Annotated in this window: 23 protein-coding genes and 1 pseudogene; 8 read left to right on the forward strand and 16 right to left on the reverse strand. The window is 52.3% G+C overall.

All coding sequences use genetic code 11. The annotated features are described in order from the left end of the window. Nucleotides 1-145 precede the first annotated feature (145 nt). On the reverse strand, nt 146-352 hold the full coding sequence (locus tag NST44_RS11875) for a DUF1657 domain-containing protein (protein ID WP_007127330.1): 207 nt from the start codon (nt 350-352) through the stop codon (nt 146-148). 163 nt (nt 353-515) lie between these two features. Here NST44_RS11875 and NST44_RS11880 point away from each other — a divergent pair, with 163 nt between their 5' ends. Then, complete coding sequence (locus NST44_RS11880) at nt 516-1,376, forward strand: DUF421 domain-containing protein (protein ID WP_007127331.1); 861 nt, start codon at nt 516-518, stop codon at nt 1,374-1,376. A 175-nt stretch (nt 1,377-1,551) separates the two neighbouring features. Here the strand turns inward: NST44_RS11880 and NST44_RS31050 are convergent, their stop codons facing one another. The 5 genes from NST44_RS31050 to NST44_RS11900 form a co-directional block, all read right to left on the reverse strand. Further along, complete coding sequence (locus tag NST44_RS31050) at nt 1,552-1,635, reverse strand: putative holin-like toxin (RefSeq protein ID WP_223260591.1); 84 nt, start codon at nt 1,633-1,635, stop codon at nt 1,552-1,554. Between the two features lie 293 nt (nt 1,636-1,928). Next, entirely contained in the window at nt 1,929-3,026 is a 1,098-nt protein-coding gene (locus NST44_RS11885; protein WP_210094394.1) for a GerAB/ArcD/ProY family transporter, read from the reverse strand. 23 nt (nt 3,027-3,049) lie between these two features. Further along, the gene (locus NST44_RS11890) at nt 3,050-3,244 is read right to left on the reverse strand and encodes a hypothetical protein (protein WP_007127333.1); all 195 of its coding nucleotides are present in this window, start codon (nt 3,242-3,244) and stop codon (nt 3,050-3,052) included. 14 nt (nt 3,245-3,258) lie between these two features. Continuing rightward, nucleotides 3,259-4,428 carry a Ger(x)C family spore germination protein gene (locus NST44_RS11895; protein WP_007127334.1) on the reverse strand — a complete coding sequence of 390 codons (1,170 nt, stop codon included), beginning with the start codon at nt 4,426-4,428 and terminating at the stop codon, nt 3,259-3,261. After that, nucleotides 4,425-5,891, reverse strand: coding sequence for a spore germination protein (locus tag NST44_RS11900; protein ID WP_007127335.1), 1,467 nt, complete (start codon nt 5,889-5,891; stop codon nt 4,425-4,427). Before NST44_RS11900 ends, NST44_RS11895 begins: the two co-directional genes overlap by 4 nt. A 316-nt stretch (nt 5,892-6,207) precedes the next feature. Between NST44_RS11900 and NST44_RS11905 the strand changes: the two genes are divergently transcribed. Together NST44_RS11905 and NST44_RS11910 are read left to right on the forward strand one after the other, a co-directional pair. After that, the gene (locus NST44_RS11905; protein WP_007127336.1) at nt 6,208-6,909 is read left to right on the forward strand and encodes an RNA polymerase sigma factor; all 702 of its coding nucleotides are present in this window, start codon (nt 6,208-6,210) and stop codon (nt 6,907-6,909) included. Nucleotides 6,910-7,007: 98 nt separating this feature from the next. Next, nucleotides 7,008-7,382 carry a VOC family protein gene (locus NST44_RS11910; RefSeq protein WP_007127337.1) on the forward strand — a complete coding sequence of 125 codons (375 nt, stop codon included), beginning with the start codon at nt 7,008-7,010 and terminating at the stop codon, nt 7,380-7,382. A gap of 198 nt (nt 7,383-7,580) precedes the next feature. On the opposite strand, the gene NST44_RS11915 is transcribed toward NST44_RS11910, so the two are convergent. Further along, nucleotides 7,581-7,724, reverse strand: coding sequence for a hypothetical protein (locus NST44_RS11915; protein WP_007127338.1), 144 nt, complete (start codon nt 7,722-7,724; stop codon nt 7,581-7,583). Nucleotides 7,725-7,978: 254 nt separating this feature from the next. On the opposite strand from NST44_RS11915, the pseudogene NST44_RS11920 reads away from it, so the two are divergent. Both NST44_RS11920 and fabV read left to right on the forward strand, forming a co-directional pair. Beyond that, nucleotides 7,979-8,747: pseudogene (locus NST44_RS11920) on the forward strand (exodeoxyribonuclease III). A gap of 241 nt (nt 8,748-8,988) precedes the next feature. Continuing rightward, the gene (gene fabV / locus NST44_RS11925; RefSeq protein ID WP_007127340.1) at nt 8,989-10,179 is read left to right on the forward strand and encodes an enoyl-ACP reductase FabV; all 1,191 of its coding nucleotides are present in this window, start codon (nt 8,989-8,991) and stop codon (nt 10,177-10,179) included. 48 nt (nt 10,180-10,227) lie between these two features. On the opposite strand, the gene NST44_RS11930 is transcribed toward fabV, so the two are convergent. Further along, nucleotides 10,228-10,920 (reverse strand): effector binding domain-containing protein, encoded by a 693-nt coding sequence (locus tag NST44_RS11930; RefSeq protein WP_210094392.1) that lies wholly within the window; start codon nt 10,918-10,920, stop codon nt 10,228-10,230. Between the two features lie 92 nt (nt 10,921-11,012). Here NST44_RS11930 and NST44_RS11935 point away from each other — a divergent pair, with 92 nt between their 5' ends. After that, on the forward strand, nt 11,013-11,504 hold the full coding sequence (locus NST44_RS11935; RefSeq protein ID WP_210094391.1) for a GyrI-like domain-containing protein: 492 nt from the start codon (nt 11,013-11,015) through the stop codon (nt 11,502-11,504). A 176-nt stretch (nt 11,505-11,680) separates the two neighbouring features. Here the strand turns inward: NST44_RS11935 and NST44_RS11940 are convergent, their stop codons facing one another. Continuing rightward, nucleotides 11,681-12,535: an AraC family transcriptional regulator gene (locus NST44_RS11940; protein ID WP_210094390.1), complete on the reverse strand. Its 855-nt coding sequence runs from the start codon at nt 12,533-12,535 to the stop codon at nt 11,681-11,683. 109 nt (nt 12,536-12,644) lie between these two features. After that, the gene (locus NST44_RS11945; protein ID WP_210094389.1) at nt 12,645-13,376 is read right to left on the reverse strand and encodes a hypothetical protein; all 732 of its coding nucleotides are present in this window, start codon (nt 13,374-13,376) and stop codon (nt 12,645-12,647) included. A gap of 371 nt (nt 13,377-13,747) precedes the next feature. Between NST44_RS11945 and NST44_RS11950 the strand changes: the two genes are divergently transcribed. Further along, nucleotides 13,748-14,731, forward strand: coding sequence for a diaminopimelate dehydrogenase (locus NST44_RS11950; RefSeq protein ID WP_007127345.1), 984 nt, complete (start codon nt 13,748-13,750; stop codon nt 14,729-14,731). A 146-nt stretch (nt 14,732-14,877) separates the two neighbouring features. On the opposite strand, the gene gdhA is transcribed toward NST44_RS11950, so the two are convergent. Both gdhA and NST44_RS11960 read right to left on the reverse strand, forming a co-directional pair. Beyond that, the gene (gene gdhA, locus NST44_RS11955) at nt 14,878-16,257 is read right to left on the reverse strand and encodes an NADP-specific glutamate dehydrogenase (protein WP_251535441.1); all 1,380 of its coding nucleotides are present in this window, start codon (nt 16,255-16,257) and stop codon (nt 14,878-14,880) included. Between the two features lie 436 nt (nt 16,258-16,693). After that, nucleotides 16,694-17,530, reverse strand: a complete 837-nt coding sequence (locus NST44_RS11960) for a YitT family protein (protein WP_028403835.1) — start codon at nt 17,528-17,530, stop codon at nt 16,694-16,696. Between the two features lie 247 nt (nt 17,531-17,777). Between NST44_RS11960 and NST44_RS11965 the strand changes: the two genes are divergently transcribed. Further along, nucleotides 17,778-18,542, forward strand: coding sequence for an SDR family oxidoreductase (locus NST44_RS11965; RefSeq protein WP_028403836.1), 765 nt, complete (start codon nt 17,778-17,780; stop codon nt 18,540-18,542). Nucleotides 18,543-18,639: 97 nt separating this feature from the next. Here the strand turns inward: NST44_RS11965 and NST44_RS11970 are convergent, their stop codons facing one another. The 4 genes from NST44_RS11970 to NST44_RS11985 form a co-directional block, all read right to left on the reverse strand. Continuing rightward, nucleotides 18,640-18,978 carry a VOC family protein gene (locus NST44_RS11970; protein ID WP_251535439.1) on the reverse strand — a complete coding sequence of 113 codons (339 nt, stop codon included), beginning with the start codon at nt 18,976-18,978 and terminating at the stop codon, nt 18,640-18,642. A gap of 239 nt (nt 18,979-19,217) precedes the next feature. Further along, nucleotides 19,218-20,273, reverse strand: coding sequence for a serine hydrolase domain-containing protein (locus NST44_RS11975; protein ID WP_251535437.1), 1,056 nt, complete (start codon nt 20,271-20,273; stop codon nt 19,218-19,220). Nucleotides 20,274-20,452: 179 nt separating this feature from the next. Beyond that, the gene (locus NST44_RS11980) at nt 20,453-21,289 is read right to left on the reverse strand and encodes a sulfurtransferase (protein WP_251535435.1); all 837 of its coding nucleotides are present in this window, start codon (nt 21,287-21,289) and stop codon (nt 20,453-20,455) included. A 201-nt stretch (nt 21,290-21,490) separates the two neighbouring features. Continuing rightward, nucleotides 21,491-23,722, reverse strand: a complete 2,232-nt coding sequence (locus NST44_RS11985) for an acyltransferase family protein (protein WP_340899574.1) — start codon at nt 23,720-23,722, stop codon at nt 21,491-21,493. Between the last annotated feature and the right edge of the window lie 400 nt (nt 23,723-24,122).

Here is a 24,122-nt window from a genome sequence, read left to right on the forward strand (position 1 = left end):
ATTTTAACACTTTACCTTGCCATGGGGGATAACTCAATATTAAAGTTCCCAACATAATAAACAACCCCCTGACCGTGAATGGTCCGGGGGTGAGCTTCGGCCAAGACGCCGAATCCTATTTAGATGTTTTGTTGATGCGGGAGATTTAGAAGCCTTTGTATTGAGGCTCCTCCTGTTCAAGCTGCTGCACGCGCTGAGCTACTTGGTCTACGATCTGCTGGGTTTGCTGAGCCGCTTGGGTGAACATGTTCTTAGCGTTCTCATCCTGTGTGGACAGAGCAAACTGCTCAAGGCTGGCTTGCGCGCTTTTCAAGGAAGAGAGGCAGGTTTTGACATCGGATGCTACGGTCATGGTTTGTTATCACTCCTTTCTTGAACTAATGTACACATTTCGGCCAGGAACATGCGTTTAAGACGGACAGGAAAATAGTGGCGTGATTTCATAGCGTACTTTTGTCCATAATTTATAAAGATGATATATCGCGACAACCCATCAAGGATTGGAGGGCACTCTTATGCCGCAATGGCTGGAAATTATCCTACGGACGCTGTGTGCTGTAATTGTTCTGTTTTTGCTGACCAAAGCCCTTGGTAAACGGCAGGTTACGCAGCTGTCCTTTTTCGAATACTTAACGGGAATTACGATCGGCAGCTTGGCTGCTTACATCTCGCTCGATTTGGAAGCCAATTGGTATCTTGGACTGATTGCCCTGGGAGTGTGGGTGCTCTGCTCTTTGCTGATTGAATACTCCCAAATGAAGAGCAAGAAGGTAAGGGATTTTATCGATTTTAAAGCTACGGTGCTCATCAAGGACGGCAAAGTTTTGGAAGACAATATGAAAAAAGAACGTTTGACATCCGATGATCTCATGCAGCAGCTGCGGAAGAAGGACATTTTCCAGATTGCTGACGTCGAATTTGCCATCATGGAGTCCAGCGGGGATATCACCGTGCTGCAGAAGCGTGATACGCTTCCGGTCACGCCGAAGGATTTGGGCGTTAAGATTGCCCCTGAAAAAATGCCGCAGGCGGTCATTATGGACGGTAAAATTTTGGATGAGCCGCTGCGCGTCATGGGGTTCAGCCAAAGCTGGCTTAAGGATGAACTGGACAAGCAGGGCGTCAAGCTCAAAGATGTGTACTTTGCACAAGTGGATACCTTTGGCGGATTGACCATTGATTTATATGACGACCAAATGCAGCAGCCCCAGAACCAGGAGAGAGCCTTACTGTTCGCGAATTTGAAGAAATGCCAGGCGGATCTGGAGCTGTTCAGCTTAAACACCAAGGACAAGGCGGCCAAGAAGATGTACGAGGAAAGCGCCAAAGAGATGGCCCGTATTCTGCAGGAGGTTAAGCCCATTCTGAATACTTGATAAAAAGATCTCCAGTCATAATGCCGCCGAAAACGGAATAGGATATTTTTGTGTATCACAAAACGGAGCCGGATGCCGCCGACTCCGGGGGTACAGCAGACACCGCTTACAGGGCGGCTGAATGCTTGCTCCTGCCCAGACACAAGAAATAGATTCATCTTCCTGAGGGATGGGTCTATTTCTTATTATGGAAAGCAAGGATCGAAACGACCAGAGTGGCGAACGAAATCATTAGAGCCAATGCTTCATTCACGCCCATGCCTATCACCTCCCGCTGCCACCCTTGTTTGCTGGTTCTACTGTACTATATAATATGCCAATTTCTTACAATAAAAGAACTATTTTCGGGAAGCGCTTTCATGAAAAATTCTAATTTTTGTTAAATTTTTCGGTACAACCAGCGGTAGATCAAGCGATTGATGGTAACATGCATTCATCCGCCGAGATTCATAGGGCTTGCCGTTTACAAAATGGAAGGGAGGTAGCATCCGCCTCCCACCTATCTATCTATTTTGTTTATCCGGGTGTTACTAACGACCAGCGGTCATAAGATCATGCTGCATTTCGCCGCTGTCGCCTTCCTCTGCGAAAAAGGGAGGCGATCCAATACAGGATCGGAATGCATTCGACGAGAAGGAAAAACGCAATCATCGAGGAAGAACTAAAATCCTGCTGGAACAGGACCGGGTTCTTGGAATATTGGAACGCCAGGATAGAGCCTGTTCCGCCGATCACCGCAATCAGCGTGGCGTCCATTTCCTTTAGCGCAAGCAGCTTGGCAAGGCACCGGACACTGATATGGATCAGGAATGCGCTATGCAGGAACATGGAACTGCTCCACAATCCGATCATGAACGGATCGGAATTGCCGAGGAACCCTTTTCCCGCCCGCAGCAATTCCACGAGCGGGTACTGCAGCTCCCGGCCGATATAGGGGCCGAAGCTTAGCAGGGAGGAGGCCCACTGGAGCAATACGCCAAGTGCAACCATTGCGCTTGCGGCCGCAAGGTTTCGGAATGCCTTCCGATCGATTTGAAGGTAAGGGGCGAGGAACAGAAACACGACCCATTCCGCGATATAGGCGAGGGTGGTCAGCGAATCCTTAAAGACGTCCCCGTAGTTATGATGTCTGTACATGGCGGGTACCATATTGAAGTCCGCATCTTGGAAAAAAAACATGTTCATGAGCAAAATCGTCAGCACAATGACAATGAACAGCCCGTCGGAGATATAAACTAGCGTCTCCATCCCCCAACGCGCGGTAAGGGTGACGACGAGGCCGACGATCAAGATGATGAACCATTGCGGCGTCTCCCGCATGTAATTGGTGTCGAAGAATAGGGTAAAGCCCTCGATATCGAGCCCGATATAATTGACGGACCAGAAGAGAATCAGCAAGATGATCGGATAGTGGATCCATTTTCCCAGCAGGTCCTGGCCGAAGTCGATCCAGGAGCGGTCGGGATCCCAGCGCCCAACCTTGACGGTGAACCATAGAAGGATCAAGTTGGCGCCCCATCCAATCAGGATGGCCATCCATCCCAAGTACGCCGAGCCCCACAGCAGAGGGGTAACTAAAAATCCTGTCGGGATCGCATTCAGGTATACGAAGGCGAATCGGAACAATTGCCAAGGGGTTTTATTCACCATCGCGAAAAGGGCTCCTTTCAAAGTTATTGGTCAAGCCAGCCAAAAGCAAAGCGAATCAGCTGGTTCGGGGTCGGCCATCCGTTCATCCAAAGCGCGAACGCGCTCCATATCGACATGACGACAATCAGAGCGAGCACCGTCCATTTCTCGCGGCCCGGCTTTTGCCTAGCAACGAACCATTCCAGTAGGGAATACGCTAAAAACACAAAGAATAACATCCCCTGATGCCTCCTTATTCAGGCTTGGATTTGAGCACGGAACCGAAATTACGGACCTTGACGTCCGCTACGATCTCGATTACAGCCTCGTTGGCATAAGCCTGGGACCAGTTACTTCGAACCTTCTCCCAATAATCGGGATAGTTCCAGTCAAGGAGCATGCCGAGCTGCAGGATGTCGGCGCGTTCCCTTTGAGAGGTGCGTATGGCCGTTGCCAGGTGCTCCTTGATCACCTCGTTCAATTCCCGTTCGATGGCATATTTGGCGGATAGCGAATCCGTCTGAATGCCGTTCCTCTTGAATATGACATCGCCGATTCCTTTTAGCTTGATCGTAAACACGGGACGGCCGTCCACCAACCTTACCGACTTCTTCGCCCGGTTTTGGATTAGATACACGCTCGCTTTTCCGGATTTATCCCAGCTCACCGTGTATAAAGAACCCCTTAGCTGATTTTCAGCCCAGCTGATCGTCAGCGAAGGCTCTAGCGGAAGGGTGGTACGAAGCCTGTGATCTTGAAATAGCGCGGTTCCATGAACGCCGACCCAAGGCTCCGGCTTGCCCTGATCGGCGATCATGGGCTTCATGCCGGCGCTCAAATAGGTCAGCGCATAGCCCTGGTTGGCCGATGCCGCGACGAGGCAATCCAGAAAAGTCGTGCCGATGACGTTATGCTGATCGCCTATCCGGGCCAGAACTTCGGAAGGCATTTGCTCGAAGACGGGGGTCAGGGAGGCTACTTGTGTCGCCTTTCCCGGTGCTACGAACAGGTAGGTATCGAGGTCCGTCGTCGGCTCCCGCTGAAACCAGTCCATCAGATCGTGCAAGCCGTCCTCTGCATAACGATGACCAACCACGACGGCTCGTGTATGGCTGAAGTCGAAGCGACGAGTCAAATCCCGCTGAATTAAACTCAGTGCATCCTGAACGGTAACGGAGCTTTTGGTAACCATCGCATACGGATCCCCGCTTGCTTGGCCCCCTGCCTGGGAACCTGAAGTCAGCCGGTTAGGCAGCGGGGCGCTGATCGTAACCTCGACGGTATTAGGCTGCTTCCCTTTGTCGATGTACATCGCAAACACGAAAGTCTGTTCGTTGATTTCGACTTTGGTCATCATGAATCCGCAGCCGGCAAGGGTGAAGAGCGGCGTTATGACCAGGAGAAGTAGGACTAACGCTCTCATGGCTTTTGTCTCCTTGTGTTGTTTCCAGAAGCATAGGTTTTCGGACGCTTCTTCATCATTTTGGAAGGAGCCCTGAAAAACGCGTCTTTCCAATCTGACCGGATCAGGGGAGCAATGGGCTGCAAATAGGGCGTTCCGAACGATTTCAGGGAAGCCATATGGCCGTACACCAGAAATGCAGCTGCGAATACGCCGATGAGCCCGAGCGTTCCTCCCAGAATCAGGATCGGGAAGCGCAGAAGGCGGAAAGCCAGCCCGAGCTCAAAATTAGGAATGATGTAAGAAGCGATGCCCGTAATCGATACGACGATAACCATCGGGTTGGAGACGATGCCGGCCTCGACCGCCGCTTGTCCGATGACGATTGCTCCGATAATGGAGATCGTCTGGCCGACGGGTTTCGGAATGCGGGTGCCCGCCTCCCTAAGCGCTTCAAACGTCAGCTCCATAATGAGCGCTTCCGCCAGCGCCGTGAACGGAATATTCTCCCTTGACGCCGAGATCGTGATCAACAGATCGGTCGGAATGATGGAGGGCTGGAATGTCGTGATGGCCACATACAAGGAAGGCATCAGCAGGGACATGAGTCCGAACGCGAACCGGACAAGCCGAATCCAGCTTGAGGAGTAGAAGCTGTGGTAGTAATCCTCGGACGATTGCAGCAGCGACATCAAGGTTACCGGTACGATGAGAGCCGACGGCGTCCCGTCCTGCATGATGCCCACCCGGCCTTCGAGGAGCGATGCCGCTACCGAGTCGGGACGCTCCGTATATTGGAACTGGGGAAACGGAGACCGTACCCCTTCCTTCATCTGCTCAGATAAGGTGCTGATCCCGAATGTTCCGTCAATATCGATCGCAGCGAGATGCTGATTGACCTCCTGTACAACCTCCGGCTTGGCCAATCCTTCGATATAAACCATATACACGGCTTTTTTGGTATACCTTCCAATTTGGAATCGGATCGTCTTCAGGTCGGGGTGCCTGATTTTGTGGCGCAGCAGCGATAGATTGGTGCTGATATCCTCGATAAAAGCTTCCTGAGGGCCATTCACGACCAGCTCGTTCTGGGATTCGGATACGGCTCTTTTCTGATACAACACAATATCGAACAGGTAAGCTTCCGCGGTCTCCTCGATAAGAAGAACCGCGCTGCCCTCGACGATCGCGTTGGCAATATGCTCTGCTGAATCGGAGCGTTCGAATGGAATCGACAGCAAATCTCCCCGGTCCAGCCGGTCGATAAAATCATCGAAATGATGCTCAACCTTGGCCGATTCCTTAAGCAAAGGGGTGACGATATGCCCGTGCAAGGAGCTAAAGTCAATGATGGGCCCTATAAATATCAACGTGCAGTCAGACCCATGAAGCCTCAAGGACTGATAGCTTACATCCCCGCAGCCGGAAAGCCGGCTTTTGACATTCTCAAGCAGTTCGCTCTTTACATTGGCACTGGATCTCATCTATGCTCCCTCCCTTTCAGATTAGTAAGAGTAAAGAATGAGTGAATGATTGGGCATTGCCGCCGATTGAGGGCGATATCCGTGGATCATGGAGAGATTTGTTCTTAGGATGCCGTACTCTTAGCAACTTATACCTGAACTTCCAGAGAAGTTGACGCATGAAAAATGCACGTTTTGTTGATTGCGGTGTTAACCGGGCAGGCGGCTCTTGATGGAAGGGGCTTTTACCGCATTTTTCGTTTATAAGTAACTGCATCCGAAATTTGTGCAGGAAAACTTCAGCTTCCAGAGAACTTAGTTAGCGAGGTGGGCTGTGATGTCAAAATATGCGCTGGATGTACCCGCTCTTCAGGCCAAGCTGCATCAATACTGTCTGCATGTGACCGGGGAACGCTGGGAAGCTGAAGATCTTCTGCAGGAAACGATGATCAAAGTGATGCGGGCGGTTGAAATCAAGCCTGATCGGCCAATTACCAATGCCTATTTATATCGAATAGCAAGCAATGCATGGAAAGACCGATTGAGGAAAGAGAAATCCGTCAAGAGCGTTACGGATGAGGAGCTGAAGGACAGACCCGGCGAGGATGGCGGATTATCAACGAGGGAGCTTCTGGAGACATTAGCAGACCGGTTATCTCCACGCGCGATGGTCATTTTGCTGCTGATGGACGTGCTGGATTTCACAGCCGGGGAAACGGCTGATTTTCTCTCCATGTCGGAAGGGACGGTACAAGTGTCGCTCGGCCGTGCACGGGCCAGGCTGAGAAAGCTGCACCAGCTGCAGCAGGCAGGCATTGAAGCTAAGCCGGAAGTGAGGACCCATGCGGATGCAGCCGAAGGGCTGGATATGGACGCGCTCGTGGACGCTTTCCGGAGAAGGGATCCGAAAGCGATCTGTGCTTCATACCTCCAATTGACCAAGCTGCGCATCCGAATCAGCAGATTGAGACGGGTTCGCGGTTCTCTTGCATTTTATATGGAGGATCCGGACGGGAATGTGTGGATGATTACGGAGTAAGCAAGTTTTTTGGGGAGGATTGTTTGGTTCTAACGTGAAATATCGTTATTTAGGTGTTGGAACACAATCAAACTCGTAATGAGAGAGGAGACTGGAGATTGGCCAAACCCCAATTGTACGGCGTAGGTATCTTTGTGCCGGTGAGTAATTTGAGGCGTTCTGCGGCATGGTATGCCCAGATGCTGGGACTCGAGATCATTCATACGGATGAACCCGAAGCGATTGTCATGCGAATGAACGATGAGAAGGTGAGCTTTTGTCTGGTGCGTTCCGATGAGATAAAGCAGCCGGTGTTTCCTAAAAATAATTACGGTGTAGGACAGTATTTCAACATTCATGCCAAGGATGTTGAAGGAATGCATCGGCAGCTGAAGGCCAAGGGAGCGGATGTGGGCGATATTGAGGATTTTGAGGGGTTCAAAGGCTTCTCCCTGACGGACCCCGACGGCAACCGGTACGGCGTAACAGCTTAACCAAACGGAACGGCGGTGCATGCACAGACAGGAAAGCTGGCTCTGAATTTAAAAAGAAAAATACCGCTACAGCAACAAAACACCCGCTGCATTGCAAGGGACGGCTCCCCGTTTATAAGACAGGGATCCGAACACCTTCGCATGGACGGGTGTTTTTGTTATTGAATTATAAGGAATGCATGTTGGCGATATCCATCGCTAGTCCTGATCCCTGCAGTGCTCCTCGGCCGCCGAAGTAAACTCTTCCTCATTCTCGTTTGCCAGCTTATCGCCGTATTGGTCCAAACGTTCAGGACTGCTGGACGGACCGTCGTTCTTAGGTTTACTGTTTCTTCCTGTCATGCTGTACTCCTCCTTATGCGAAATATCCATCGAATTGCGGGCGCTTCGAATAAGCGAAACGATCGCAAACGTTTATGTTGTTCCAGTTTCGGTGCGGGATTATGCACGGGAAAGCTCCTTTTTCGTTCATGAAGTTTAAATGAATGCGTAAAGCTGCCTTGTCCCTTCCCGCCGAGTCATGATACCATTATAGAATTTAGTAGATTCATAGATTCAGCAAACGAAAAGATACGGATATCATGGAGGTTCCCAATATGAAGCTGGTGTCATGGAATGTGAACGGGCTGCGTGCCTGTGTGAATAAAGGCTTTCTCGATTATTTCAAGCAGACGGATGCGGATATATTTTGCGTGCAGGAAACGAAGCTTCAAGAAGGGCAGATCGGAGCTTGAGTTAGGCTCCGACTATCGCCAGTACTGGAACTACGCCCAGAAGAAGGGATACTCGGGAACGGCCGTGTTCACCCGATTGGAGCCTCTGTCCGTCCGTTACGGGATCGAGGAAGACGAGGAGCCGGAAGGAAGAATCATTACGCTGGAGTTTCAGCATTTCTACCTGGTGAACGTCTATACGCCGAACGCCAAGCGCGACCTGAGCCGGCTTTCGTACCGGCTGGAGTGGGAGGAACGGTTCCGCCGTTACTTGCAGCAGCTGGATGCGGTCAAGCCGGTCATCATTTGCGGCGATTTGAACGTCGCCCACCAGGAGATCGACCTGAAGAACGCGAAGTCCAATCTCGGCAATTCAGGCTTTACACTGGAGGAGCGCGGGAAGATGACCGATCTGCTCGCAGCAGGCTTTATCGATTCATTCCGATTCTTTTATCCGGACAGGACGGATGTATACAGCTGGTGGTCGTATATGGCCAAGGTCAGGGAACGGAACATCGGCTGGCGAATTGATTATTTCCTCGTATCGGCCCGATTGTCCGAGAAGCTGGTCGATGCCGAAATCGATTGTCATGTGCTGGGCAGCGATCATTGCCCGGTTCGGCTGACGGTCAGCAAGGAACTGAAGGCGTAAGCCCGGAAGAAGGAATAATAAGATTCGGCCAGGCTGCATAGCATGGTAGTAGTAATCAGCCAAGTACCTCTCTTTTAATGAATGGCGGGGGCAAATCCCCGATCGATTTTAGAAGGGGGGTATTTTATTTTTGCCGTCAAAAGGTTTCCTCTTTGAAAAAAACAGTTACAATAGAAAGGGACAATCGGGATACATACGTATCATTTGAAACGATAATGAGTGTAAAGAGAGGAACTAAATCATGATTATTAAACCTAGAACACGCGGATTTATTTGCACGACGTCGCACCCTGTCGGCTGCGCTGCGCAGGTTCAGGAGCAGATCGATTACGTGCTGAAACAGCCTGGCATACAAGGTCCCCGTAATGTACTTGTGATCGGGGCATCCACCGGATACGGATTGTCGGCGAGAATCGCCGCTGCGTTTGGTGCACGGGCAAACACGGTAGGAGTATATCGTCCGAGCCAGGGAACCGAGAAGCGCACCGCTTCGGCAGGCTGGTACAACTCGGCTGCTTTTGAGCAGGCAGCGGAGGCGGCGGGACTGAAGTCCTTCAGCGTAACCGGCGATGCATTCACGGAGGAGACCAAGGCGAAGACGGTCGAGCTGATCAAGAAGGAGCTTGGAGAGGTAGATCTGGTCGTTTACAGCGTGGCCTCCGCGCGCCGGACGCTGCCGCGGACCGGAGAGACGGTCAGCTCCGTCCTGAAGCCGATCGGCCAATCCTACACGAATAAAACGGTCAATTTCCATACGGGAGAAGTTACCGAAGTAACGATTGAGCCGGCTACCGAAGAGGAAGTTCGAAATACCGTCGAGGTCATGGGCGGCGAAGACTGGGAGCTGTGGATCCAGGCGCTGTCGGAAGGAGGCGTGCTGGCGGACAATGCCACCACGATTGCGTTCTCCTATATTGGCTCCGAGATTACGAAGGCGATCTACCGGGACGGGTCCATCGGTCAAGCGAAGGATCATCTGGAGGATACCGCACTGAAGCTAAACGAGGCGCTCGCGGGTCGCGGAGGCCGCGCTTACGTGACGGTCAGCAAAGCGCTGGTTACGCAGTCAAGCTCGGCGATTCCGATCGTGCCGTTGTATGTTTCCGCTTTGTACAAGGTGATGAAGGAGAAGGGGCTGCATGAAGGCTGCATCGAGCAGATTTATCGTCTCTTCACTGACCGTTTGTACGCTGGGAAGGATGTTCCGGTCGACGAGAAAGGCCGGATTCGCATTGACGACTGGGAGCTTCGCGAGGACGTCCAGCAGGAGGTTGCTGAGCTGTGGAGCAAGGTCGACAGCGATAACATTGAAGAGCTGACGGATTTGGCGGGGTACCGCCGCGAGTTTTTCCAGTTGTTCGGATTTGAGACCGACGGCGTCGATTACGATGCGGACGTGAATCCGATCGTGGAGAATCCCAAAGCGATCTAGGTTCGTCCATGAACAGGCAGGCAGGCTCCCCGGAAGGGGAACTGCCTGCTATCTTTTTATCGGGATAAACATCCGGATGACCGAAGCATCGGCGTCGTCCCGACGTTCCAAGGCATAGCATCCGGGATCCGGATTCATGTCGAGCTGCTTCATCCGCTGCAGGACATACGCATAAGATTGGTCGATATCCTCCCTGTCCGAGCGGCCTTCATGCGTATACATCGCGTATTCCTGAGCCGGTATCGCCAGACTCACCATCCCTTCGGGAAGACTCCCCAGCGCCGTCACTTCGATACCGGCGACGTAATGATAGATTTGCTGCCGATTCATAACCGCGGCGACATAGGAAGGCCGGGGCGTGGACCGGCGGTACGGGATTTCATGCAGGCGGCTGACGAGCTCCTGCCACAGCTTGGGTTTGAGGGTATGTGTCATATAGAAGGCGGTAAAGGGTGCTTTCATCTCCAAACCGACGATCAGGATTCCAGGCTTGACCACCCGCTTGACAGCTTCCGTGTCATGCTCTGCCAGCTCCCGCCGCTGGCGGGAAGTCAGGATGGAATAGCCGCCGTGCTTGCCCTCCGTTGCGTACAGCGGGACGCCCAGCTCGGACAGCTCATGGAGGTAGCGGAGCATGGTACGGTAGGAGACCGAAAACTCCTCGGCTATTTCGCCGACGGTGAAGCTCCGCTTCTCATAGACGCGCTGCATGACCTTGAGCATGCGTTCGGTTTTCGGCATGGAATCGATGCTCCTTTTTATTTCGTACTGTGACAAATTCTGTCATAGTTTCAGTATATAATGAATTTGTAAAAATGAAAGGAGGATATAGGATGAGCGCTCAGCAACGAAATGAGGCTGCGTTGACGACGAAGGAGGCATTTCAGGCGGTCGGCCTGAAATGGGAAGGAACCTTTGCGGATGCGGCCGCAGGAGGGATTCGCGCCGTTCATCGGCAGCTGCAGGAACGGCTTGAGGAAATTCCGCATGCCATACATAAGGACACGATGCTCGGTTTATCGTACCATGCGTTTCCTGGTGGAGAAGGCTTTATCCATTATGCGGCGGTTGAAGTGGAGAAGTTGGGCAAGGTTCCTGACGGCATGGTGAACGTGTCGGTTCCGACCCTGACCTATGCGGCTTGCCAGCACAGCAAGGAGCAGGCCATCGAGGCATCGTATACGAATATTTACAATTGGATTAAGGAACAAGGATATAAGGAATATAGTCCGGACCATTTAACCCATTTCGAGAAATATCCGATGAGCCAGGACCCGTACGACGATCATCCCGAATTTGTCATCATGATTCCGGTCGAGACGTAATCACCTCTGCCGTTCATCCTGATCCCGGTGTGCTGAGCATCTTGGTGCAGCAAAAACGAAAGGAGCAGCCGCAAGCGGGCTGCTCCTTTCGTGATATGCTCCTCACTTGCGGCCTTCCTTCGGCAAACGGATGGCCGCAATTATGCGTGCCGTGCTGCGGGCTGCAAGCTTAAGGATTACTGCTTACGGATGATCGGGACCCATAACTCGTTCTTGTCCTCATCTGGCGGGAGATAGCACTCGATGGCCGGCAGCGGGGCAAGCTCATAGGCTTGGGACGGAATCCATTCGGAATACAGGCGTTTCCACATCTCCGCGATTTGGCCAGGGTCGCCCCCCATTTCAAATACGGCCCATGCGGAATCGGGAAACGAACGCTGAATAAGAGGCTCCGGCGGCGTTTGCTCGGACACAACCGATAAAATATAGCAGAACGTATCCTGCCGTCCGTAATCGCCGTCGGCACAGACGCCGAGGAATCCGCGGATCGGATGATCATGCCTTTTAAATGGCCACAGCTTGTGGAAGACATCCTCCTCCGCCGCTTCCTGCCACAATCGGGGGACGACATCATACGCATTCTGAGTGCTTACCTCTTTGGAATAGCCGATAATCGAAAACGCCGGTATTTCTTCAATCCTGTAATTCATTTCTGCCGCTCCTTTCATGGAAACTTGAAAGAAGATGCGGGGATAGTCCTTCAGCTTCGTTCCGGCAAGCCGGGCTGCGGAGGGAGTGGTTCCGTGCATGTTCTGGAATGCTCGCGCAAATGCCTCCGGCGAGTCGTAGCCGTACTTCAGCGCGAGATCAACGATCTTGATGTCGCTGTTCTGAAGCTCATACGCCGCCAGCGTAAGTCTTCGCCTTCGTATGTATTCCGATAGCGTAACCTCCGCAATATACGGGAACATCCGCTGAAAATGATACACCGAGCAGCAGGCGATTCGTGCGGCTTCCGCGAAATTGATCTCTTCGGTGATATGCTCTTCCATATAACCGATCGCATCATTCATGCGCCGGACCCAATCCATCTGACCCATCTTCCTTTCATGATCCAATATAACGGAGTGTCGTCTCCGGCTGCCTAGCAGATGCTGCACCATATCGGCAAGCCTCGATGCGATCGATATCGTTGAACGCCTATTTCAACGGGACCTGCTTGGACAATGCTTCAAACTGTCCCAAGTGCGGAGCGATCTTCTTATAGATGCTCTGCAAATATTTGCGGTCAGCGTCGTTCTTCCGCTGCTCCGCTTCCGTGCCCAGCGGGAAGATCGTGTAGCTCTTGTTGACGGAACCATTCTTGTACTTGACGTCGAACAGGTTGCCTTTCTTCCAGGCTTGATGCAGGCCCTTATTCGTTCCCATGATCTCCAGCGTTTCCTTGCCATTCGTATAGGTGAAGCTGAAGTCAGGGTCAGCAACGGCTTGAATGACATCATATCCGTTTGTAAACACCCCATCCTTAAAGATCCCCTTTTGAATCTGGTGCCATCTTACGGTCCCGTCTGCTTGGGTCACCTTATGCGTAAGGACGCCTTTTCCATTCATCTGATCACCGGACCAGCTTCCCGTGTAAACGACTTTATGCTGCTCGCCGTCCTCGATGTATTGATTGATGTACTTCCCGCTTCCGGAGCGTTTGCCATTCACAAAATCGCCGGAATATTGCTTCTCCGTTCCCCATTTTATCGTTCCACGACCGTTAGGCTGCCCGTTTGAAACTTCGCCGTAGTAGGAGGTGCGCTCGGACATTTGTATCCGCTCTTTCGCCGCTGAAGCATCGGCAGAAGCCGCAGCCGGAATGAGCGAAGCGACGGTGAGTGAGGCCGCCAGCGCCGTTGTCAGGGTGATTGCCGTCATTTTTTTCATGTTAAAAAATTCTCCTTTTCTTAGATGATCCTCTATTACATTCGCGTAAAGCCGGCGATATTCCTTTTTAAGGGAATGAAAGCAGGGAGGAGCCTGCCGTTAACACGAGGATTGCGCCGTTAAGTTCAGGATGCCAGGCACCAAAATTGATTGCGTAATGCCAAAGGCGCTATACTAAAAATCATAGGTTTCTTTTTGGTTTAAGCAGGACGGCGGTTTTTTTGTGAATAAATCGTGAACATTATTGGTAAACACCATGGGCCTGCGAGCAAAAAAAGTTTAACATTCCTATGTAATGTCTTTATACTTTAAAGCAGTAGACTAACACATCAAGCCAACGAATAATAGGATTGGCAAAGGGAGGATCACGCTTGAACTCGAATATCAAAGTCGGAATCGTAGGTTATGGCAACTTAGGCAAAGGCGTCCAGAAGGCAATCGGACAAAACCCCGATCTGGAGCTGGTCGCAATCTTTACGCGCAGAGACCCGCAGCAGATGCCGGAGGTATCCGGTGTGCGCTTCGAGCATATCTCGGCAGCGGAACAGTATATCGGCAAAATTGACGTTATGATCCTGTGCGGAGGATCCGCAACGGATCTGCCTGAGCAGACTCCACAGATCGCTCGTCTGTTCAATACGGTAGACAGCTTCGACACCCATGCCAAAATCCCTGAGTTTTTCGAGCAGGTAAACGAGGCAGCACAGGCTGGCGGCCATGTCAGCGTCATCTCGACAGGCTGGGATCCGGGGCTGTTCTCCATGAATCGCTTGCTTGCCGAGTCGATTCTGCCGGAAGGCCATGATTACACATTCTGGGGCAAGGGCGTGAGCCAAGGTCACTCTGATGCGATCCGTCGTGTACCAGGCGTAAAGGCAGGCGTACAGTACACCATTCCGGTACAAGAGGTTATCGATGATATCCGTTCCGGCTCGACGCCTGAGCTGACGACCCGCGAGAAGCATATCAGAGCCTGCTACGTCGTTGCAGAGGAAGGGGCCGACCAGGAGCAAATCCGCCAGACCATCGTTTCGATGCCGAACTATTTCGCGGACTACGACACGACGGTTACCTTCATCACGCAAGAAGAGCTGGACGCCGAGCATTCGGGCATGCCGCATGGCGGCTTTGTCATCCGCAGCGGCGTTACCGGCAACGGCAGCAGACAGATCATCGAATTCGGTCTGAAGCTGGACAGCAATCCGGAGTTTACCGCCAGCGTGCTTGTAGCTTATGCGAGAGCAGCCTTCCGCTTGAGCGGGGAAGGGCAGAAAGGCGCCAAAACGGTGTTTGATATTCCGCTCGGATACTTGTCCCCTAAATCGGCCGAAGAGCTTCGTCGCGAGCTTCTATAAGCCGTAAGAGAAGGCCTTCCCGTAAGAACGTTCATCTTGCGGGGGGGCTTCTTTTTTTACATGTAGGGTTTGAAAAACATGAAAAGGCCGTCCCGCAGCAGAGAATTCCTGCTGGCGGGACGGCCCTGTTATTGGCGTATACCCTCTTAGACGATGCCTTGGGCGATCATGGAATCGGCCACCTTCAGGAAGCCTGCAATGTTCGCGCCGGCCACCAAATTGCCGGGTACTCCGTATTGCTCTGCCGCATCTACGGCATTGTTATAAATGTTCTTCATGATTTGATGCAGCTTTGCATCGACTTCATCAAAGGTCCAGGCCATGCGCATGCTGTTCTGGCTCATTTCCAGCGCGGATACGGCCACGCCGCCGGCATTTGCGGCTTTCGCCGGTCCAAACAGGACACCTGCCTCGAGGAACAGCTCGATTGCATCAAGCGTTGAAGGCATGTTAGCCCCTTCGGCAACCGCCTTGACGCCATTGTTGATCAGCGTCTTGGCAGATTCGGCATCCAGCTCGTTTTGCGTAGCGCATGGGAGTGCGATGTCACAAGGAACCGTCCAAATGCCGAAGCATCCTGGGTGATACTCCGCATGCGGATGGATGCGAACGTATTCGCTGATCCGGAGGCGGTCTCTCTCCTTGAGGAGCTTAACGGTTTCCAGCTGAATGCCCTCAGGATCATAAATATATCCGTCCGAATCACTGCAGGCTACGACGCGGGCGCCGAGCTGCTGGGCCTTCTCGATCGCATAGATAGAGACGTTACCGGAGCCGGATACGATCACGCGGCTGTCTTTGAAATCAAGCCCTTTGGAAGCAAGCATCTCTTGCGTGAAATAAACGCAGCCGTAACCTGTCGCCTCGGTCCGGACCAAGCTGCCTCCGTAGATGACGCCCTTCCCGGTCAGAACGCCGGATTCATGTCCACCGCGAATGCGCTTGTATTGACCGAACATGTAGCCGATCTCGCGAGCGCCTACCCCGATATCGCCTGCAGGCACGTCGGCATCAGGTCCGATATGGCGGTACAGCTCTGTCATAAAGCTTTGGGTGAAGCGCATGACTTCCTGGTCCGATTTGCCTTTCGGATCAAAGTCGGAACCGCCCTTGCCTCCACCGATCGGCAGGCCGGTCAGGGAGTTTTTGAAGATTTGCTCAAAGCCGAGGAATTTCACGATGCCGGCATAGACCGAAGGATGGAACCGGATTCCGCCTTTGTATGGACCGAGGACGCTGTTGAATTGAACGCGGAAGCCGCGGTTCACTTGGATTTTACCCTGATCGTCCGTCCATGGGACACGGAAGGTAATCATTCGCTCCGGCTCGACAAGACGCTCGAGGATTCCATGCTCTTGATACTTCGGGTGTTCAGCCAGGACCGGCACGATGGAATCTACGAATTCCCGAACGGCTTGATGGAACTCGGTCTCATGCGGGTCACGGGATACGACTTGGGAATAAATGGACTCAACATACGCTTGGGCAGCAGCAAGAGGTGAAGAAACAGAAATATTCGTAGTCACTTTTATGATGCACTCCTTCAAATCGTTAAAGTAGGTTGTCGTGAACGTCCGGCAGCAACAGGGTAGGACCATTGTCCAAATAATTTGCACTAAATCGATAAATCATTGTCACAACTGTATGTTAGGTTGATGAGAATTTTATAGAATTTCGGCGTCATTTTCCAATAAAATGTTTTTTATGGACCTATTAAATATTTCTATGCAGGTAACATTTTATGTGAGTTTAAGGCCGCGAAAGTGCCGAAAAATCAGGGGTTTTCCTGCTTTGGACAAACTTGAAACATCAGATGTTTCAAGCATCTGCACGGCTGTTTTCTCCGCTCCCGTCCGCATGCTTTCAACTTCAAAACGGATATGAAAAAAAAGATCGAAAAAAACCCCCTCGCAAGATTTTTCTCGATCTTTGTTTGATTTTAGTGTAAAATGAATCATTTAACTACTTGGATATATCTATGAAGCCTTCGCCGAATACGTCGCGAACGTCATGAATTGTAACAAATGCGTTTTTGTCCTCTGCGCGAACGATCTTCTTCAGCATCGATACCTCCTGCTTGCTGATCACGATGTACAATACATCCTTCGGCTGACCGGTATAATAGCCATATCCTCGCAAAACCGTTACTCCCCGGTCCATAACCTCCGTCACCCGTACCGCAATGCGGTCGTGGTGGGTGGAGATGATCGTGACGGCTTTTTTCGGATTCAGGCCTTCGATAATGAACTCCATAGCCTTGGTACCGATATAGAGAATAACTACCGTGAACATGACCTTCTCAATTCCGATGACGAAGATGGAGAGTCCCGCTACAATCAGGTCGAAGAACAGAAGGGCGTAGCTGATATTCCAGTCCCAATATTTGTTGGCGAGCCGTGCGAGTATGGCCGTACCCGCCGTCGTTCCGCCTACCCTGATGATGAGCCCGATGCCGACCCCGGCAAGGAGCCCGGCGAATATCGCATTAATGACCGGCTCGCTCGACGAAATTTCCCAATGCTCGGTCAGATGCAGGAACAGGGAATTGAAGCCGACAGCAATGATGGTGTAGACGGTCGTTTTCTTATCAAGCAGCTTATAGCCGATAATCAGCAAAATGCCGTTAATGACGATGCTGACGAGCGCGGGGGACCATTTAAGCAGGTAATATAAAATAATCGAAATCCCCGTTACGCCGCCTTCCCCGAAATCGTTCGGAATAATAAACAGGTTGACGGCAAGAGCGAACAGGAAAGCCCCTACCAGCAGCATAAGCATGTCGAAAAGTCTTTTTTTCATACGAATACCTCCACTGAATCTAAACTCACAAAAAAAGCGATTAAAGGAAAAAATCATCCTTTAATCGCCTTATGCAAACGTAAGTTGCGCAGCTCTTTTGATACTTTTTATTATATAGGAACATGACATGACTTGTAAATCATTTTCGATCCGTGTCCTCTCTGAACGGACAGAATAGGAGCGCAACATTTCAAAACGGCCCCTATGGTACAACTGAAAGTGAAATCAGAGGGAAGGGATGATATACATGAGTAAGTTAAATGGAAAAGCAGCACTCGTCACGGGAGCCAGCCGGGGGATCGGAGGGGCGATAGCGAAACGCTTGGCTCAAGAAGGGGCCTTAACAGCCGTTCATTACGGCAAGAACCGGGAAGCTGCCGAGGAGGTTGTGCGCGAAATCGAGCGAAGCGGGGGAAGGGCATTCGCGATCGGGGCTGTGCTGGATACGGTCCAGAGCGTCGAATCGCTCTACGCTGCCCTGGATGAAGAATTACGGCAGCGGACAGGAGAGACGGGGCTCGACATTTTGGTCAACAACGCCGGGATCGGCCTGGCCGTGACCATTGATGAGACATCCGAGAAGGATTTCGACGAGGTGATGCGGGTCAACGTAAAAATGCCGTTTTTCCTGATCCAGCAGGCGCTGCCGCGGCTGAGGGACGGAGGGCGCATCATTAATCTGTCGTCGGCAACGACTAGAATATCGCTGCCGGCCGTTCCGGCCTACAGCATGACCAAGGGAGCGATTAACACGCTTACGCTGTCGCTGGCTAATCAGCTTGGCGCGCGGGGGATTACGATCAACGCCATCCAGCCGGGGTTCATCGCAACCGAGATGAATGCCGCGATGCTGCAGGATCCGGCCTCCCGTCAATTCGGCGCGGAATACTCCATCTTTGGCAGGTGGGGGGAGCCGGCGGATATCGCCGATGTGGCCGCTTTCCTGGCATCCTCGGAAAGCCGCTGGATCACCGGACAGTGCATCGATGCAAGCGGCGGATCGCATCTGTAACGGAATGCAATGTGCACAAGATTACACCCCGTATGCACAGGCTGTGCGCACGGGGTGTTTAGATTTTTCTTTACTTTAACTTGGGAAGCTGGCAAACCTACGCCAATACCTCTACGGTGAAGCCCCCGGGAGCTTTCACATAGAAGGTCCAGCCGTGGGCCCGCTTCGGAGACGACGCCTCGAAGCCGTCCTCCGTTAAACGCCGATACATCTCGTTCACCTTCTCCTCATTCTCCTGGATAAAGCCAATATGGAAGGTTTTCGGATAATGCACTTCGGTTCCCTTCATCAGCGTCAGCACAAGCCCGTCATCGTCAAACAGCGCGGCAAAGGCTTCCCCGCGCTCTCCACCGATCTTCAACCCGAAGTAGGTTTGCAAGAAATTTTTCGCAGCGGATACATCCGTGACGGTCAGATTAACGTGATTCAATTTCATCTGCAACACTTCCTTTCAGAAATTGGAAATCTAAAACCAGCTTATCACATTCATGCAAATGCGAAGCTTACGGGTGAGAAGCATGGGTGTTGCGCAGGAAATCCGTCACATGAGTTTAAGGTTATGGTGCAATGTCAAACGAAAATGCTGAAATAGTTAAACACCCTTAAAATTCCCATCGTTTGTCGAAAGAGAGTTTTGGATATCTATCTTAAGGGTTACTGCTTAACATAAGTGTATTATTTTGCTGCCAATATCAGCTGTTCCGCCATCGCATGCAGCTCCCATACATCACAGGTTTGATTGGCCAGAATGATGCTCGTCGTTTCAATTTTTGGATAGTACGCAAACATGACGGCTACTCCGGCATTAGAACCCTCTTTGTACATACGAACGAGATTTCCCTTAAGATCATAGGTGAAATGAAATCCGTACCCGTTTATGACCTTTCCCCATTCATACGCTCTTTCGATGTCGGTTTGCGGCTTCATGATTTCCCTGGTCATCTCAACGGACAGAAGCTTCCCGTCCGCCAAGGAACGCATGAATACATCAAGATCGCCGACTGTGGTATAGGCTCCTCCGTCAGCAGTACCGATTGGAGGGAAGGAGTAAATATTCTTTTTCCATATCATTTCATTGTCCTCGTTGAAGGCAGCGGCATATCCTTCAGCCACCGCCATATCGCCCTCATCCTTAGCGATAAAGGACGTGTGCTTCATTCCGCAAGCTCGAAATATGTTCTGTGCCACATAATCACGGTAGTTTTGACCGGTTGCTTCTTCGATGGCAAGTCCAAGCAGCACAAAAGCACAGTTATTATAGCTGACATCCGTTCCCGCCTTGAACTTCGGCTCCTTATAGGCAAACTGCGGAATAAAATCAATGCAGTTTCTTATTGAATAGTTGGGCTTGCTGATAAACAACGCCTCGTAGCTCTCTCCCAATTCTTCGTCTGCGTCGTCTGCGATGCCCGAAGTATGCGTGAGTAGATGGGCAATTGTCACATCATCAGGAATTTTGGTGCCGGTCAGGTCAATAATGTCCGTTATACGGTCGTCAAGCCGAATCATTCCCCGATCAACAAGCTGCAAAATCGCCACTGCTGTAAACAGCTTCGTGACCGATGCGGTATCAAACCTTGTATGGATCGAATTCGGGACTTGGAAGCCGCGATGAGCCATGCCGTATGCCCGTTCCAAAATCGTATCGCTGCCGTCTTTGATAAGAACCGCTCCTGCGAAATGATGCTCCTCGTAATATTTATTGAATAAGGAATCAAAATGATGACCCATTACGTTCCCTCCCCTTAAAATCAGCAACCTTATTTTACCAATCCATAATGGATATGTACCGATAAAAAACAACTATATCCATTCTTGCAGCTGCAATGAAAAACATAGAAAGGGCTGCAGCAGCCTGCCTCTCGGCAAGCAGCCACAGCCCCTTCAACGTGTCCGGGCGCGTACCTTTATTATTCTTCTCCCGTGGAGATCGGGTTCTCCTCGTAGCTGATCCAATCGCTCCAGCTTCCGGCGTACAGCTTCACGTTCGTATATCCGGCCTCCTTCAAAGCGAGCACATTCGGGCATGCAGAGACGCCGGACCCGCAATAAACGATGACCTGGGCATCCTTTGAAATCCCTGAAAAATGCTCCTGGAGCGCTTGCGCATCCTTCCAATGCCCGGATGCATCCTGGACGCCTTTCCAGAAATAGTTGACCGCGCCCGGGATATGGCCGGCCTTCACGTCCAGCGGCTCCTCAATGCCGGCATAGCGGCGCGGATCGCGGGAATCGATAAGGATGTGCGAGCCGTCCTTGGAAGCGGCACGCACATCCTCCATTGAGGCGAGCATGGCCGGCTGAAGCGACGGCTCATACGTCACCGGAATGACGACAGGCGTCTCGTCCGTGACCGGATAGGAAGCCTTCTTCCAGGCCGTAAAGCCTTCGTCCATCACGTAAGCCTGCTCATGTCCCGTGTATTTCAGCATCCACCACAGCCGGCTGGCTATCATGCCGCCTTGGTCATCATAGATAACGACACGCGCGTCCTGATGGATTCCGGCTTTGCCAAAGGCCGAGGCGAGCTGCTCCATGTCCGGAAGCGGATGGCGGCCACCATGCTGGGCTGCAGGAGAGGAGAGGTCCTTCTCCAGGTCAAGATAAACGGCCCGCGGAATATGCGTCTCGTCATAAGCGGTACGGCCTTGATCCGGCTGACCCAGGGCAAAACGGCAATCCACGATGACGAGATCGGGCTCGTAGAGCCTTGCCAGCAGCCATTTCATCGATACGATATGGTTCATAGAGATTTTTGAGCACCGCCTTTTCATTTTCATTCGAAATGATGAATTCGTAATCGAATTATATCATATTGCTTGCCGCGCTCACGTATATAAGTAAAAAGCCGGCCCGTCTCATAGAATAGGAGAGAGGGCCGGCGTATAGGCAAATCGGTTAGTGAATGAATGATAGCATATGCAGGATAAGTAAGATAAAACCTTATGTTACTTAAGAGCTTCCAGCAGCATGGAAGTGTAAGCGGCTGCGCCTTCCGGCTCCAGATGAACGCCGTCCGAGCGGAAATATTCCGGATGGCCCTTGCTGGCCGAATACCAATCGATGAGCTTCACATTCGGATACCGGTCTGCAGCGGCTGCCAGCATCTCATTGACGTTCTGCTCCCACTCCCGGGGTACCCGGGTATTGACGAGCAATATGCGCTGCGCGGGCTCGAGCGACTTTAACAGACTGTCCAGGTCCTTCTGCGCAAAGGCGCCGTTCGTCCCAAGCCCAATGATGACGGTGCCGCCTTGGATTCGGTTATTCGCCTGCAGCCCGGGCAGGAGATCCCTCGCCTGCCGCATTTGACGGCCGATAACCGCATCGACATGGATGCCGGGGATCGCCTTCTCCAGATAAGGGGAGACGCCTAGCATGACGGAATCGCCGATCGCTGATACGGCAGCTCCTGATATCGGCTCTTTAGTCTGAGTGCCCGGTTTCGGACTTGCCGGCTGCTTCGAGATGCCGCTGCTGCCGGAGTCGCTTTCCGACGGCTTTTCTTGGCCGGCCGGCTTCGAACCGGACGAATCCTTGGCGGTATTCCCGGATGGCGAAGGCGGCGCATCCGACTGCTTACCGCCTGTCTCAGAGCCTTCCTTCACAGCCGCATCCTTCCCTGCAGAGGGAGGCATGTCATCCCCTTGATCTTGAACTCCCCTATGGTCTTTCAAGCTGGAATTGGTATGGGACTGAGCTTCGTCTCCGGGATCGGCCGCCTTGGCAGGCGTCGTTGGCTCCGGCGTCGGTTTCCCGTCATTCTGGCCGGAACCTTCCAAGGGAGCTGGAGGATCGGCAGGGTCCTTCCCGGCTTTGTCCGGTTCGGTGATTGTTTCTTTCGCTGGCAGATGCGTAATCGTTTCTTCCGGCGCTCCGGCGCCGGTTGGATCGGTTCCGTTCTGATCCAGGTCCGGTCCCGGAATATGAAGCATCGCTGCGATATCACCGGCCGTCTTCGCGTCCGAGACGCTGCTCATCATGCCGGTACAGAATATCCCGATCAGGATAAGCGAGCTGAACGAGACGATCCAGCCTTTCACGGAAATGGAGGCCGGGCGTTTCCGGAGCGATCTCAAGCGCTCCTTCAGCTTCCGGAACCCGCCCCGGCGGATCGGCTGCTCGACATATTTCCAGGACAGGGCAGCCAGCACGATGCTCGCCGCCACCTGCAAGACGATCTGGGGCATGTTGAGCCCGCTGACGCCGGAAGATGGGGAAAACAATATCAAGACAGGATAGTGCCACAGATAAATTCCATAAGACCGAACCCCGAGCCACAGCAGCGGCTTCCCGCTGAACAAGCGGGACAGTCCGGTTGCCGGGTGGGCCAATACGGCTACGAGCACGGCCGCTGCAATCGAGAAGAGAAACATCCCGCCCCGGTACAGGAACGGATCGTAACGGTCTACCTTCCACATCATGAGGAGCACAACGAGCAGGGCCAGCATGCCGATCAGGTTCAGCGTACGCCTGACGGCAGGCGACGCGGAAACGGGGAGCTTCCAGCTGGGCCAAACGATGGCGAGTCCGGCTCCGATGAGCAGGCCGAAGGCTCTTGTATCGGTCCCGTAATAGACACGGCTTGGATCCGTTCCGGGCTGATACAGCACACCCATGACCGCGGCCGACAGAAGGGCTCCCGCCGCGATGAACGCGAACAGCTGGCCTCTTCGCGGGAACAGCTTAAGGCCGGCCAGCATGATCAGCGGCCACAACAGATAGAACTGCTCCTCTACAGCCAGCGACCAGAAATGCCCAAGAGGCGAAGGGGGACCGAAGGATTCGAAATAGGATTGCTGCTTGAATATAAACTGCCAATTGCTTATGTACGTGATCGCCCCGAGCACGTCGCCCCTAAGGTTTGGCAGACGCTCGCGATCAAACAGGGTTACCCATGCAACGATGAGGAGGAGCATGATCATGATGGCCGGCAGCAGACGCCGAAACCTTCGGACCCAGAAGTCCTTCAAGTCGATTCGGCGGTGATGATGCCACTGCGATGTAAGGATGTCCGTGATTAGATATCCGGACAGCACGAAAAACAAGCTGACTCCGAGGAATCCGCCGCTTGCAAAGCCAAAGCCCCAGTGATACGCCATGACGCCGATGAGCGCCAGGGCGCGGAGCCCGTCAAGACCGGGCATATAACGCGAGTGCGACTTACCGGATCCGGGCACGGCCCACTCCCCCTTTCGAGCGGCATGGGCCTGCTCCGCCCTGCAACAGCTGCCGTGATAATATGTAGGACATATTCACAAACGTCTGGATGTCTAGATATGGATGTGTCATTTGGAACATGGTAAACCTTCCCTTTCATTTAGCAGAAGCTGCAGCTTATGTAATAATGGATCGAATTCTGCAAAATCCTGCAACAAGATGTCATAGCTAATACTATCATCTTCGGAGGAGTAGAAGGTGACAAAATAATGAACCTGAGGCTACAGCGAGATAACAATATGAAGACAGATTATTCATTTGATTTCGGTGCGGCTGTGCTTGCCGGCGTGCCGGCTCGCATTCGGCTTGTTAGCGGCAATGGGTAGAGGGATTGAGGCACAGCGAGACGAGAGCAATCCC

Origin of the sequence: Paenibacillus sp. FSL W8-0919 (genome assembly GCF_038003785.1) — a bacterium.
Lineage (GTDB): Bacteria > Bacillota > Bacilli > Paenibacillales > Paenibacillaceae > Paenibacillus_AQ > Paenibacillus_AQ lactis.

What these genes read in the sequence shown, in the direction of transcription:
- NST44_RS11875 (WP_007127330.1), bottom strand. Translation starts at nt 352, where the DNA reads ATGACCGTAGCATCCGATGTCAAAACCTGCCTCTCTTCCTTGAAAAGC.
- NST44_RS11880 (WP_007127331.1), top strand. Translation starts at nt 516, where the DNA reads ATGCCGCAATGGCTGGAAATTATCCTACGGACGCTGTGTGCTGTAATT.
- NST44_RS31050 (WP_223260591.1), bottom strand. Translation starts at nt 1,635, where the DNA reads ATGGGCGTGAATGAAGCATTGGCTCTAATGATTTCGTTCGCCACTCTG.
- NST44_RS11885 (WP_210094394.1), bottom strand. Translation starts at nt 3,026, where the DNA reads ATGGTGAATAAAACCCCTTGGCAATTGTTCCGATTCGCCTTCGTATAC.
- NST44_RS11890 (WP_007127333.1), bottom strand. Translation starts at nt 3,244, where the DNA reads ATGTTATTCTTTGTGTTTTTAGCGTATTCCCTACTGGAATGGTTCGTT.
- NST44_RS11895 (WP_007127334.1), bottom strand. Translation starts at nt 4,428, where the DNA reads ATGAGAGCGTTAGTCCTACTTCTCCTGGTCATAACGCCGCTCTTCACC.
- NST44_RS11900 (WP_007127335.1), bottom strand. Translation starts at nt 5,891, where the DNA reads ATGAGATCCAGTGCCAATGTAAAGAGCGAACTGCTTGAGAATGTCAAA.
- NST44_RS11905 (WP_007127336.1), top strand. Translation starts at nt 6,208, where the DNA reads ATGTCAAAATATGCGCTGGATGTACCCGCTCTTCAGGCCAAGCTGCAT.
- NST44_RS11915 (WP_007127338.1), bottom strand. Translation starts at nt 7,724, where the DNA reads ATGACAGGAAGAAACAGTAAACCTAAGAACGACGGTCCGTCCAGCAGT.
- fabV (WP_007127340.1), top strand. Translation starts at nt 8,989, where the DNA reads ATGATTATTAAACCTAGAACACGCGGATTTATTTGCACGACGTCGCAC.
- NST44_RS11930 (WP_210094392.1), bottom strand. Translation starts at nt 10,920, where the DNA reads ATGCCGAAAACCGAACGCATGCTCAAGGTCATGCAGCGCGTCTATGAG.
- NST44_RS11935 (WP_210094391.1), top strand. Translation starts at nt 11,013, where the DNA reads ATGAGCGCTCAGCAACGAAATGAGGCTGCGTTGACGACGAAGGAGGCA.
- NST44_RS11940 (WP_210094390.1), bottom strand. Translation starts at nt 12,535, where the DNA reads ATGGATTGGGTCCGGCGCATGAATGATGCGATCGGTTATATGGAAGAG.
- NST44_RS11945 (WP_210094389.1), bottom strand. Translation starts at nt 13,376, where the DNA reads ATGAAAAAAATGACGGCAATCACCCTGACAACGGCGCTGGCGGCCTCA.
- NST44_RS11960 (WP_028403835.1), bottom strand. Translation starts at nt 17,530, where the DNA reads ATGAAAAAAAGACTTTTCGACATGCTTATGCTGCTGGTAGGGGCTTTC.
- NST44_RS11965 (WP_028403836.1), top strand. Translation starts at nt 17,778, where the DNA reads ATGAGTAAGTTAAATGGAAAAGCAGCACTCGTCACGGGAGCCAGCCGG.
- NST44_RS11970 (WP_251535439.1), bottom strand. Translation starts at nt 18,978, where the DNA reads ATGAAATTGAATCACGTTAATCTGACCGTCACGGATGTATCCGCTGCG.
- NST44_RS11975 (WP_251535437.1), bottom strand. Translation starts at nt 20,273, where the DNA reads ATGGGTCATCATTTTGATTCCTTATTCAATAAATATTACGAGGAGCAT.
- NST44_RS11980 (WP_251535435.1), bottom strand. Translation starts at nt 21,289, where the DNA reads ATGAACCATATCGTATCGATGAAATGGCTGCTGGCAAGGCTCTACGAG.